The sequence below is a fragment of the Microbacterium sp. Leaf151 genome, assembly GCF_001424225.1.
Lineage (GTDB): Bacteria > Actinomycetota > Actinomycetes > Actinomycetales > Microbacteriaceae > Microbacterium.
This window is the reverse complement of record NZ_LMOR01000001.1, coordinates 559,992-572,559: the sequence shown is the minus strand read 5'-3', so window position 1 is coordinate 572,559 and position 12,568 is coordinate 559,992. Positions and strand designations below refer to the sequence as shown.

Sequence of the window (12,568 nt, the reverse complement as noted above, 5' to 3'; positions counted from 1 at the left end):
GGGGTGTCGGGCGCTCGACAGGGGGTACTCACGGGTGCGGGGCACGCGTCGGAGACCCGTCGAGTGTCCAGGACGCGCCGCTTCGTCGTGCCGGGGGCGGCGTGTTTTGGACGCTCAGCAGGAAGAGCGGCGCAGCGGCAGGCGCGCGCGACCCACCGGTCGAGCGACCGGGGGTGAGGCGCGCGCGACCCACCGGTCGAGCGACCGGCGGTGAGGCTGGCGCCACCGAGGGGTGAAGCGACCGGGAGTGAGGCTGGCGCGGCGCGCGGGGAGCGGACGGGCCTACAGCGCGTCGACCACTCGCGACGCCAAGCCCGCGTAAGCGGCGGGCGTCAGGGCGAGCAGGCGCTGCTTCGCGGCATCGCCGATGTCGAGTCCGCGCACGAACTCGGCCAGCTCGGGAGCGCCGACGCGGCGACCGCGCGTGAGGTCCTTGAGCAGCGCGTAGGGGTCGGTGATCTGCGAGCGACCGGCGGCGATCTCGGCGCGCACCACGGTCTGGATGGCTTCGGCGAGCACCTCCCAGTTCACGTCGAGGTCGGCGAGAAGCACGTCCTCGGCGAGCGAGATCTCGGTGAGACCGCGCTGGAGGTTGTCGAGCGCGAGCAGGGAGTGACCGAACGCGACGCCGATGTTGCGCTGCGTCGTCGAGTCGGTCAGGTCGCGCTGCAGACGGCTGGTGACGAGGGTGGATGCCAGGGTGCTGAAGAGTCCGCCGGCGATCTCGAGGTTCGCCTCGGCGTTCTCGAAACGGATCGGGTTGATCTTGTGCGGCATCGTCGACGATCCGGTGGCTCCGGCCACGGGGATCTGGGTGAAGTACCCGAGCGAGATGTAGGTCCAGATGTCGGTGGCGAGGTTGTGCAGGATGCCGCCCGCGTGACGCGCGCGGTCGTACAGTTCGACCTGCCAATCGTGCGACTCGATCTGCGTCGTGACCGGGTTGAAGCCCAGGCCGAGCGACTCGATGAACTCCCGCGTGAGCGCCGGCCAGTCGACGTCGGGCTCGGCGGCGACGTGCGCCGACCAGGTGCCGGTGGCCCCGGAGAACTTCGCGAGGTACTCCCCGGCATCCAGCTGGCGGATGACGCGCTCGAGTCGCCACGCGAAGACGCCGATCTCTTTGCCCATCGTTGTGGGCGTGGCCGGCTGACCGTGCGTGCGCGAGAGCATCGCGGCGTCGCGGTGCGCGACGGCGAGCTCGGCGAGGGCGGCAGTGACCGAGCGGAGCTTGGGCAGCCACACGCGCTCGACCGCGCGCTGCACGGTGAGGGCGTAGGCGGTGGAGTTGATGTCTTCGCTCGTGCAGGCGAAGTGTGTCAGTTCGGCGAGGCCGGTGAGCCCGAGGCTGTCGAGACGGTCGCGCACGAGGTACTCGACGGCCTTCACGTCGTGGCGGGTGACGGCCTCTTTGGCGGCGAGCCAGGCGATCTCGTCGGCGCCGAAGTCCTCGTACAGCGCACGGAGGCGCCCCCGGTCGGCGTCGGACACGGGCGAGGTGCCGAACAGGGAACGGTCGGTCAGGGCGAGCAGCCACTCGACCTCGACCTCGACGCGGGCGCGGTTCAGGCCCGCCTCCGACAGGTAGTCGCCGATCTCGGACACGGTGGCGAAGTACCGACCGTCGAGCGGGCTGAGGGGCTGCGGAGGCAGAGAGGACACGGGTCTCCCGGGGGTCGCGCGAACGGATCAGCCCGCGGAACGGATGGCGGGCTCGAGCTGTCGGAACAGGGCTCGGCTTGCGCGTTCGATCATACCGAGCACCTCGTCGAACATCGGGGCCCCCGCGTAGTACGGGTCGGGTACGTCGGGGGTCTCGGCATCCGGAAGGAAGGACTGCAGCAGCGCGATCTTGTCGGTGTCGTCGTCGCTCTGCGCCCAGCCGCGCAGCACCCGTTCGTGGCTGCGGTCGAGCGCGACGACGAGGTCGTTGCGGGTGAAGTCGGCGTACTGGAACTGCCGCGCGCGATGGGCCGCGCCGTCGTAGCCGAGGCGATCGAGGGCGGCGATCGTGCGGTGGTCGGCGCGCTCGCCGACGTGCCAGTCGCCGGTGCCGGCGGAGGTCGACGAGACGTGGGCGCCGAGTCCCGCGGTCTCGGCGAGACGGCGGAAGACCACCTCGGCCATCGGCGACCGGCAGATGTTGCCGCTGCACACGAACACGACGCGGAAGGGCGCGTCGGCACTCGCGGTCATCCCTCCATCATGGCGGGGACGCGTCGTGTCCGCACCCGTCGATTCCTGGCGGAGCACGCCGAGCCGCATCCCGGACGACGGATGCTGAGCGTGTCGAAGCCTCCGGGCACACGCGGGTTGCGGTCCCCTCGACGGGCTCAGGGACCTGGGTGGGCGGCATCCCGGACGACGGAGGCTGAGCCCGTCGAAGCCTCCGAGCACACGCGGGTTCCGGTCCCTTCCACGGGCTCAGGGACCTGGGTTGGCGCGCGGGTTGCGGTCCCGTCGACGGGCTCGGCGACCGGGGCTGGCGTGCGGATTGCGCTCCCTTCGGCTCGGGAACCGCGGACGCGGGGACTCAGCGGCGCTCGCGCTCCTCGCGGCGCGGGCGCAGGATGCCGCCGAGCACAGCGTTGATGATGCCGATCAGGAGTGCGGCGACCACCGTCAGCCAGAACTCGCCGGTGCGAAGGCCCCAGTCCCAGTTCTCGGTGATGACCGCCGTCAGCCACAGCAGGAAGCCGTTGATGATCAGCGAGATCAGTCCGAGCGTGAGGATGTAGAGCGGGATGGCGACGATCTTCACCACGGTGCCGATGATCGTGTTGACGAGGGCGAAGATCAGCCCCACGAGCAGCAGCGTGAGCAGCACCTGCACCCACTCGCCCGGGGCGAAGGGGATGAGGCGCACCTGCAGCGCGGGCAGCAGCGTGACGATCCAGATGGCGAAGGCGTTGACGGCGATGCGGATGACGAAGCGCATGCCCCCACCCTGGCACGCGAGGGACACCGCCGTCAGGGTCTCGCGGCTGGGGAGGAGGGGCTGACGAAACCCGGGGGCCCACGGATAGGCTCGCGGGGTGAGCGAACAGCCGGTCCTGCCCCGTATCCGTCCCGAGATCGCCGCCCTCCCGGCGTACCGACAGGGTCGGCAGGCCAGCCCCGACGCCTTCAAGCTCTCGAGCAACGAGAACCCCTTCGAGCCCCTCCCCGGTGTGCTCGAGGCGGTCCACGCTGCGGGGGCCTTCAACCGATACCCGGATGCCACGGCGGCACGCCTGCGCGAACGACTCGCCGCGCGGTACGGCGTCTCTTCCAACGAGGTGCACGTCGGCGCCGGCAGCGTCTCGCTGCTCGCGCAGCTGCTGTTGGCGACCTCGGGCCCCGGAGACGAGGTCGTCTATGCGTGGCGCTCGTTCGAGGCGTACCCCTCGTTGGTCGCGGTGACCGGCGCGACCGGAGTGCAGGTGCCCCTCACCGCCGAGGCGCGGCACGACCTGCCGGCCATGGCCGCCGCCGTCACCGACCGCACGCGCCTGGTGATCGTCTGCAGCCCCAACAACCCCACCGGCCCGACCGTCGGCTACGACGAGTTCGCGTCGTTCATCGACGAGGTGCCCCGCGACGTGCTCGTCGTGCTCGACGAGGCGTACGCCGAGTTCGTCACCGACCGCACCTCGGTGGAGGGCGAGCGCGTCCGCGCGGTGCTCGACCGGCCCAACATCGTGGTGCTCCACACGTTCTCGAAGGCCTACGGCCTGGCCGGCCTGCGTGTCGGCTACGCCATCGGCAACGAGGCGGTGCTGAACGCCGCCCGCAGCACCGCGATCCCCCTCTCGGTCACGGCCGCCGGAGAAGCGGCGGCGCTTTCGAGCCTGGATGCCGAGAGCGAGCTGCTGCACCGCGTCGCCGTCATCGCCGAGCGGCGCGACCGGCTGGTCGACCGCCTGCGCGCGACCGGGTGGGATGTGCCCGACGCGCAGGGCAACTTCGTCTGGCTCGCCGCGGGGGAGCGCACGCTCGAGGTCGCGGCGGCGTTCGAGGAGGCGGGTCTCATCGTGCGCCCGTTCGCGGGCGACGGCATCCGCATCTCCATCGGCGAAGAGGAGTCGCTGGAGCGCGTCGTCGAGGTCGCCGCGGCGACGGCGCCCTGAGCGCGGCACGTGGCCGCGGTCGTTGCGGCACCCCGGCGGCTTCGACAGGCTCAGCCACCTCGCGCAGCGATTTCATTGGGTCGCTCCTAGGTCCCTGAGCCCGTCGAAGCGACCGGACATTGACGCGGCGCCATCCGGCGGCATCCGTTTGTCTGACGTCAACGGCGGATTCCGTCATCCGTTGTGCACCTCATGCGGTCGTGAGCATGGGTCGGGCGTTAGCGTGGGGGAATGACCCCGCTCGACGATCCCGCTCTCGTGCGCGTTCTGGCAGCCGACGGCACGCTGGCGCCCACGCCCGCGGCCGAGCGCTACCTGCCGCTCATCGACGCCCTGACCGACGCCGAACTCGAGACGTTCTACCGCGACATGGTCTCGATCCGCGCGTTCGACGTGCAGGCGACGAACCTGCAGCGACAGGGACAGCTCGCCCTGTGGCCCCCGTCGTTCGGGCAGGAGGCCGCGCAGGTGGGCTCGGCCCGCGCCGCCCGCGCACAGGACCACATCTTCCCCTCGTACCGCGAGCACGTGGTCACCCGCATCCGCGGCGTCGACCCGATCGACATCATCCGGCTCATGCGCGGACTCACCCACGGCGGGTGGGACCCGACCGATCCGAAGAACGGCAACACGCACATCTACACCCTCGTGCTCGGCGCGCAGACCCTGCACGCCACGGGCCTCGGCATGGGGCTCGTCTTCGACGGCAAGGCGGGATCGGGTGACCCCGAGAGCGACGAAGCCGTGATGGTCTACTACGGCGACGGCGCCTCTAGCCAGGGCGACGTGCACGAGGCGATGGTGTTCGCCGCGAGCTTCCAGACGCCGCAGGTGTTCTTCCTGCAGAACAACCAGTGGGCCATCTCGGTCCCGGTCGCGACGCAGTCGCGCTCGCCGCTGTACAAGCGCGGTGAGGGCTACGGCATCCCGAGTCTTCAGGTCGACGGCAACGACGTGCTCGCCAGCTACGCCGTGACCAAGACCGCCCTCGACGAGGCGCGTGCCGGGAGCGGCCCCCGCGCGATCGAGGCGATGACGTACCGCATGGGCGCGCACACCACGAGCGACGACCCCACGAAGTACCGCACCTCCGACGAAGAGAAGGCGTGGGCCGGGCGCGACCCCATCGCCCGCATGCGCATCTACCTCGAGGGACGAGGGGCGCCGCAGCAGTTCTTCGACGACGCGGATGCCGAGGGTGCCGCCCTCGCCGACGACGTGCGCGTGCGCACGAACGAGCTGGGCACGATCCCGCGCGGCCACATGTTCGAGAGCGTCTACTCCGAGGCGCACGCGCTCATCCAGGAGGAGCAGCGCTGGCTCGACGACTACGAGACGTCGATGGACGGAGGCGCCCAGTGACCGAGAACCTTCCGATCAGTCGGGCTCTGAACGCCGGGCTCCGCCGTGCGCTGGAGACGAACGACCGCGTGCTGCTCATGGGCGAGGACATCGGCCCGCTCGGCGGCGTGTTCCGCGTGACCGAGGGTCTGCAGAAGGACTTCGGCAAGCGCCGCGTCATCGACTCCCCGCTGGCGGAGTCGGGCATCGTCGGCACCGCGATCGGTCTCGCGATGGGCGGATTCCGCCCCGTGCTCGAGATCCAGTTCGACGGCTTTGTCTTCCCCGCGTTCGACCAGATCACCTCGCAGCTGGCGAAGCTCACGAACCGCCACGAGGGCGCTCTGCAGATGCCCGTCGTCATCCGCATCCCCTACGGCGGGCACATCGGCGCGGTCGAGCACCACCAGGAGAGCCCCGAGGCGTACTTCACGCACACCCCGGGTCTGCGCGTGGTCAGCCCCTCGAACGCCAACGACGCGTACTGGATGATCCAGCAGGCGATCGACTCGCCCGACCCGGTCGTCTTCTTCGAGCCCAAGGCGAAGTACTGGCAGAAGGGCGAGGTCGACACGTCGGCGCCGGCCCTGCCGCTGCACGCCAGCCGCGTCGTGCGCCGCGGCACCGACGTGACGCTCGTCGGGCACGGCGCGATGGTGACGACGCTGCTGCAGGCGGCCGCGCTCGCCGAGAGCGAGGGCACGAGCTGCGAGGTCATCGACCTGCGGTCGCTGTCGCCGGTCGACTACGGCCCGCTGCTCGACTCGGTGCGCCGCACCGGCCGCATGGTCTACGCGCAGGAGGCACCGGGCTTCACCTCGCTCGGCTCCGAGATCGCCGCGACCGTCATGGAGAAGGCGTTCTTCGCGCTCGAGGCTCCCGTGCTGCGCGTCTCGGGTTTCGACGTGCCCTTCCCGCCCGCGAAGCTCGAGGGCACTTACTTGCCCGACGCCGACCGCATCCTCGAGGCCGTCGACCGGTCTCTCGCCTACTGACCCGCACCCCTCCGCCTCGCCCGAGCATTCCGTCGCGGCGACCCCGGTGACAAGCTGGCTTCCGAGCAAAGGACACACCGTGACCGATCAGACGTTCGTTCTCCCCGATGTCGGCGAAGGCCTCACCGAGGCCGAAATCGTGCAGTGGCGCGTCGCCCCCGGTGACACCGTCGCCGTCAACGACGTGATCGTCGAGATCGAGACGGCCAAGTCGCTCGTCGAGTTGCCCTCGCCGTACTCGGGCACGGTCGGCGAGCTGCTGGCATCCGAGGGTGCGACCGTCGAGGTCGGGTCGCCCATCATCACGATCGGCTCAGCGGATGCCGCGCCCCCGGCGCCCCCGGCTCCGACCACGGTCCCCGAGCCCAGCGACCCGGGCGGCGCCGTGCTCGTCGGCTACGGCACGGGAGGCGCGGTGTCGTCACGGCGCCGCAAGCCCGCGGAGCGTCCGGTGGCGGCATCCGTCGGCGTGGTCGCCAAGCCCCCGATCCGAAAGCTCGCGCGCGATCTCGGCGTCGACCTGTCGGCGGTCACGCCGAGCGGCACCGCCGGTGAGGTCACCCGCGACGACGTGGTGAAGCACGCCGAGCAGGCCAGCGTCTTCCGCAACATCGAGACGCCCGCGTGGGGCGACGTGCGCGAGGAGACGATCGAGGTCTCCGCTCCCGCAGCGCCCGCGCCGACGGCATCCGCTCCCGCTCCCGCAGCTCAGTCCGCCGACGCCCGCGAGGAGTCCATTCCCGTCCGGGGCGTCCGCAAAGCCACCGCCAACGCGATGACCTCGAGCGCGTACTCGGCCCCGCACGTCTCGGTGTGGGTCGACGTCGACGCCTCGCGCACCATTGAGCTCGTCAAGCGCCTCAAGGCCTCGGCCGACTTCGCCGACGTGAAGATCTCGCCGCTGTTGATCATGGCCCGCGCCGTGATCTGGGCCCTGCGCCGCACGCCCATGATCAACGCCGCCTGGGTCGACACCGAAGACGGCGCGCAGATCAGCGTGCGCCACTACGTCAACCTCGGTATCGCCGCCGCGACCCCGCGCGGCCTACTCGTGCCGAACATCAAGGATGCACAGGGCATGAACACGCGCGAGCTGGCCAAGGCCCTCGAGCACCTCACCCTCACCGCCCGCGAGGGCAAGACGAGCCTGGCCGACCAGTCCGGCGGCACGTTCACGATCACCAACATCGGCGTGTTCGGAGTGGATGCCGGCACCCCCATCATCAACCCGGGCGAGGCCGGCATCATCGCCCTCGGCGCGATCCGTCAGAAGCCGTGGGTCGTCGACGGCGAGGTGCGCCCCCGCTGGGTCACGACGGTCTCGGGTTCGTTCGATCACCGCGTGGTCGACGGCGACGGGATCTCGCGGTTCATCGCTGATGTGGCATCCGTGCTGGAGGAGCCGGCGCTGCTGCTCGACTGATATGAGACGCCACGATAGATGAACAAACGCCACTCGAATCTGATCTGCGTCAAGTCAACTGATTCGATATCGCACATTCGATCCACACGCCTCCGGGGACCGGCTGACCTTGATCGTCGTCTCTGTGTCTGAGCGGGCTCGGCATCGGTCGCTGCCGACGGAGCTGTGCCCAGGTTGGCCCGACGAGGCTTGTCCTGACCCGGACGCGGAGACCGCTCGTTCGTTGGCGTTGAACTCGCGCGAGGCGATGGCAGGACGGACGCCAAGAAGCGTCGCGGAATCGGCTGGCGTTGATGAGAAAACTATTCGCAAGGTCCTGTCTGGATCCTCCTGGCCCGAGCTGAGGACTATCGCTCGACTCGAAGGTCGCTCGGGGCACGCCTATATCCTCGGTGAGTGCAGTAGTGTCCTCCGCTACAGCCGACCCATTGACGTTCGGCGCCTCTTCGCCGTGAATCCGCGCGGTACCGTACCTGCCCGGCGGAGGCCGATGTGGGATAGAGATCTTGCTTTGACGGCGCACGCACACTCTCAGCACCGGACAGGGACAGTGCGCTCGAGCACACTCAGAGCGCGCCTCGAGCACTGCCGTCGCCCGCCCCGTTCCGCTTCCTCCCGCCCTCTATCGGCGAGTGAGCCATCACCTTCGACAGCCGTCACCGTTGCACACCGCAAGATGGGGCTCGCCAGCGACGTCGGAGCCGCTCGCTATGTTTATGTGAGTCGGGTGAAAGAGAAAACGGTGGGGGACGGGTAGAAAAGTGGCAGCACTCTCCAGGTCGCAGAACTGGTTCGTCGTCGATGCCCCGATAAGCGAAGCCGACCAGGACGCGTTCGGGCACGATGACGTTGCGGAGAATTTGCATCGGATGGTCACCGAGGCGACCACCCACCGACGTATGATCGGCCTGCTTGGCCAGTTCGGCGTCGGCAAGAGCACTGTCATCGAACTGCTCCGCGGCAAGCTCTCTGGACGCGCAGATCTCACGCTCATCCGCATGTCGGCGGAGCGGCACGAGCCAGTGGGGTTTCACCGCGCCGCCGTGTACGCGTTCGCTGAGGCATTGGTGGACGCGGGCGAAGTGCCCAAGAAGGACGCTGATGAGGTGCTCGAGACTCTTCGAAGCGCCCAGTCTACTTCCGTCTCGGATATGACGCTGTCGCCTGTGGGGCGGCTAGTTGAGACGGCGCAAAGCAAACTTAAACTCGGTGCGCGGCGGTTCTGGCTGATCATGGCAGGCGCCGTGATCACCGCTGCCCTGGTGCTCGGCCTCAGCGCCGCATTGATACCGGCGGATGTGTGGAAGTGGTTAGGTGGGATCCTTATACCCCTTGTGACCGCGGGTGCGTTCTTTGCGCCGTTCATTTGGCTTGCGAGCACTGTCAACCTCGGCGCCGTCAACGTCGGAGGTCTCTTCACACCAGGTAGTCGAAGCTCTCAGCGGGCCAAGGTTGAAGCCGCAGATGAGCAGGAGCGGGCTTTCGCCGACCTCGTCGACAAAGCGAGCAACAGACTCGTCGTCGCCGTCGACGACATAGATCGCCTCTCGCGGGATCAAATTTTGTCGGCCTTGAATGCCATACGCAGTTTTCAGCTCACCTGCAAAAAATCTCGGCAGCCCATCTTCATCGTCGCCATCGATGAGCAGATCGTCCGTGCCGCCATTGAGACGGGGGAAGCCAAGACGACGACGAATGCGCAAGAGTACCTGAACCGTCTCTTCACCCTTAGGCAGGAAGTTCCGGTCCACGAGACGTTCGACCTTCGCGATTATGCACGCTCCGCGCTCACCGAAAAGGCGGCACCTCTAGCCGCGAAAATCGGCGACAAGCTCGACGACGTGTTAGTGATGCTCATCCACGACGACGTGAACGACCCCCGCCACGTCGTTCGACTCATTAACGCCTTCAGTAGCGACTATCGGCTTGCCGCAGCACGCGAAGCTCGTACCGGCTCGCGCTCTCTAATCTCTGGACTCGTCACCGGTCATCTCGACGTGCTGGCCCGTGTCGTCGTTCTAAAGACAGATTTCCCTCTTTTCTTCCGCGCAACTCTTGACGACGTGCGCCTTGTCCATATTGCGTCCCAAGCTTCCGCGGTTGACGTCGACGAAGACGACCATAGATACCTGTCAATGGCCGGCTTCAACCCAGCCGACGCAGACCATACCTCGCTCTTCCGCTTCCTCGCGCGAACGGCCGGGTGGGTTCCGGACGACATCGACCTGAACCCCTTCCTTCACCTCGGACAAGATCGCTTCAGCCTCACGCTCGGCAACGCCCAAGCGCGAGACATCCGATCCGCGCTGGCGAACAACCAGTCGGCGGCCCTCGCGCGACTCGGGGACGAAGCGCAAGCCGACAGTGCCGAAGCTACCGCCACGTTTATCGAGCTGACGACCTCCGTGCTGCGTCAGCTCGGACAAGCCGAGCAGAGCAACGGGGTGGCCGCAATCCTGGCAGCGGTTCCTTCCTGCGCACCGCTGCAAAGCGCGGAGATCGCCCGCACAGTCACAACGCTCCTCGAGAAGCACCCGTCCTGGCTCTCCGACGTCAAGGGTGCGCTGAAGCTCATAGAGGCGGCATCGGCCGATACCGCGTCAGCCCTAACGCATACTTTGCTCGAGATCGACCCAGCAGATAGCGGCGTCCCCGTCTGGGAAAACCGGGCGATGCTCGAACCCATCGTCGGTGAGCAACACTTCGCCGCGTGGGTCGAGCGCGGCGTACAGGCGATGCCATCCTGGGGGAAGTGGCGGGAATGGAGTTTGGATGACCTTGCGGAGCGCAGCGCGGTTCTGCTGCTGGCGCGCGCGGTCTTTCTAGCGGCGCGCTCCGAGGAGGGCGATCCCGCGGAAAAGGCAGACTTCATTCGCGCCCAGAAGATGTCGGGCCGGATCGTTGGCGAAGCACCGGTGCCCGACGAGGAGGCGCTGAGTCTGGCCGTGGCCCAACCAGCGGACACGTACGAATGCGCCATTGGCCTCCTCGCTGCGAACCGTCTGGCCCTGACTGGCAAGCAACTTTCCAACCTCAGCTTCCACCGTGTGGAAAGCAGCGTGGCAGCGGTCGAGGATGACTCGGAACCCCTGCCGGAGGTCAAAGCGGGAATAGCCGACCTCGCAACTCGAACGGCCTCTCTCGCGGCTGAATGGGGCGGCCCGGTCGCTGGAAAGCGGGTTCCGAGCGCAGCCGTCGCCGCCGGTATCGTCGCGCGGTGGATAGCGGCCAGTTCGTTCCCTGCATCACGAGGCCTCCCCGTGCTTCGAACCATGGCTGAGCGCGGCGTGACACAGCAGTCCGCATTGTCATCCGCACTGTTCTCGGCGTGGGCGGATGCCCCCGACGAACAGGATGACGACGGGGTCCTTCTCGCAGCAACAATCGACGAGCTCATCGAACTCGCACCAAAATTAGAAGGAGAGGCGCAAGACGCGCTAGTCGGAGCCTGGGTCCCGATGCTTAGCGACGATTCAAAGCTCCCAGGAGCAACCCGTCTGATACCCACCATGCTCGCGGCCGGCCTCCCGCCCACGTGGGGGGACCAAGCCCTTGGCGCTCTGTTGATGTGGTTCGACACCAGCTACGACTTCACTGGAACGTACACCCAGGCGGCGGCCCGAGTCCTCGCCAGCGGCCAGGTGACAGTTTCCGCGGAAGGCATGTTGCTCGAACGGCTGCAAACGATCTTCAACTCTGGTGGGACCTATCGAGCGCGCAGCTTGAAAGCGATGGCTGCGATGCCGTGGAGCGGCACCGCAATAGTCACCGTGTCCAAGTTCGTCGCTCCCTACATTTCCTCCCTCAGCACTGCGGAATTCTGGGCGCTGATTGACCTGCAACTGCTCCATAGCCGCCTGCGAGCCGAGTTCGTAGCTCATGTTGACAATCTCGTGGAAGAAGGCGAGGACTTGCCGGAGGTACGGGCCCGGGTAGAGGCGCTGGTCAGTCAGCTGAGCCTCGATCACGCGGTCAGCGTCGTCCTCGCAACAACCTCGTCGGAGGCCATGCGCGCCGCGGCCGAACGGTGGGCGGACATCAGCGAAAGCGCCTCCGCAGACGACGGAGCCCGATACCTTCTTCAAGCCACGGGGGCGACGCCGAACGCGAGGCAGGCGTTTGCTGCGGCCATGGCTGCCGCGAACGCCGAGCTCTATGCCGACGTCGTCCAGGTCGTTCTGGACGACACGATGGATATCGGCGGTGGCGCGCACGCAGACGCGTGGGCGTTCATCACGGAGCCTTTGGCGCCTCCGGTCAGAGTGAAGCTCCGCGACGCAATCCGCCCGCTCTTGGTCCAATCGCAACGGGATGCGGTCGCGGCAGCGGCGGCGCTTCGGGCGACGACAACGGATCCGGAGTTCGACGCGTTGATCGCGACGGGCGTGCAGGAAGCGATGGACCACTGGATTGTCGCGCATCCCGACGCAGCAGTCACTCGCGCGTTGGCCGCAGGCGTGCACGGCAGTCAAAAGTCGAGCGCTCAGGCGCTCGCGACATGGAAACGGAAGCCTCGCATTCCGGAACGCGCAGAAGCCTACAGCGCTGCCGCGAAGCTATTGCGTACATGAACGCCGGCGAGTGCGATGGCAAACCCACCTCACTCCGGTGAAGTCCGCGCCTCCGTCGTTCGCCACCGATTCAACTGTGTCAGCGTCACCTTGGAAGCGGGAGCCACTGTGTAGCCCAATTCCTGCGTG

The 12,568-nt window shown here is 67.8% G+C and carries 8 protein-coding genes; 5 read left to right on the top strand and 3 right to left on the bottom strand.

The features are described 5' to 3' along the window. Window positions 1–282: 282 nt before the first annotated feature. The 3 genes from purB to ASF76_RS02530 form a co-directional block, all read right to left on the bottom strand. Window positions 283–1,662 carry an adenylosuccinate lyase gene (gene purB / locus ASF76_RS02540; RefSeq protein WP_055952432.1) on the bottom strand — a complete coding sequence of 460 codons (1,380 nt, stop codon included), beginning with the start codon at window positions 1,660–1,662 and terminating at the stop codon, window positions 283–285. A gap of 27 nt (window positions 1,663–1,689) precedes the next feature. Then, the gene (locus tag ASF76_RS02535; RefSeq protein ID WP_055952429.1) at window positions 1,690–2,196 is read right to left on the bottom strand and encodes a low molecular weight protein-tyrosine-phosphatase; all 507 of its coding nucleotides are present in this window, start codon (window positions 2,194–2,196) and stop codon (window positions 1,690–1,692) included. Window positions 2,197–2,533: 337 nt separating this feature from the next. After that, window positions 2,534–2,938, bottom strand: a complete 405-nt coding sequence (locus tag ASF76_RS02530; protein ID WP_055952427.1) for a phage holin family protein — start codon at window positions 2,936–2,938, stop codon at window positions 2,534–2,536. A gap of 97 nt (window positions 2,939–3,035) precedes the next feature. Here ASF76_RS02530 and ASF76_RS02525 point away from each other — a divergent pair, with 97 nt between their 5' ends. From ASF76_RS02525 to ASF76_RS02505, 5 genes are all read left to right on the top strand, one after another. After that, window positions 3,036–4,109: a histidinol-phosphate transaminase gene (locus ASF76_RS02525; protein ID WP_055952424.1), complete on the top strand. Its 1,074-nt coding sequence runs from the start codon at window positions 3,036–3,038 to the stop codon at window positions 4,107–4,109. A gap of 231 nt (window positions 4,110–4,340) precedes the next feature. Next, window positions 4,341–5,471 (top strand): thiamine pyrophosphate-dependent enzyme, encoded by a 1,131-nt coding sequence (locus tag ASF76_RS02520; RefSeq protein WP_055952421.1) that lies wholly within the window; start codon window positions 4,341–4,343, stop codon window positions 5,469–5,471. Next, window positions 5,468–6,445, top strand: a complete 978-nt coding sequence (locus ASF76_RS02515; protein WP_055952418.1) for an alpha-ketoacid dehydrogenase subunit beta — start codon at window positions 5,468–5,470, stop codon at window positions 6,443–6,445. The genes ASF76_RS02520 and ASF76_RS02515 overlap by 4 nt, the downstream gene beginning before the upstream one ends. Window positions 6,446–6,524: 79 nt before the next feature. Further along, window positions 6,525–7,868: a dihydrolipoamide acetyltransferase family protein gene (locus ASF76_RS02510; RefSeq protein ID WP_055952415.1), complete on the top strand. Its 1,344-nt coding sequence runs from the start codon at window positions 6,525–6,527 to the stop codon at window positions 7,866–7,868. A 761-nt stretch (window positions 7,869–8,629) separates the two neighbouring features. Then, window positions 8,630–12,439, top strand: coding sequence for a P-loop NTPase fold protein (locus ASF76_RS02505; RefSeq protein ID WP_055952412.1), 3,810 nt, complete (start codon window positions 8,630–8,632; stop codon window positions 12,437–12,439). Window positions 12,440–12,568 lie beyond the last annotated feature (129 nt).

What these genes read in the sequence shown, in the direction of transcription:
- ASF76_RS02535 (WP_055952429.1), bottom strand. Translation starts at nt 2,196, where the DNA reads ATGACCGCGAGTGCCGACGCGCCCTTCCGCGTCGTGTTCGTGTGCAGC.
- ASF76_RS02530 (WP_055952427.1), bottom strand. Translation starts at nt 2,938, where the DNA reads ATGCGCTTCGTCATCCGCATCGCCGTCAACGCCTTCGCCATCTGGATC.
- ASF76_RS02520 (WP_055952421.1), top strand. Translation starts at nt 4,341, where the DNA reads ATGACCCCGCTCGACGATCCCGCTCTCGTGCGCGTTCTGGCAGCCGAC.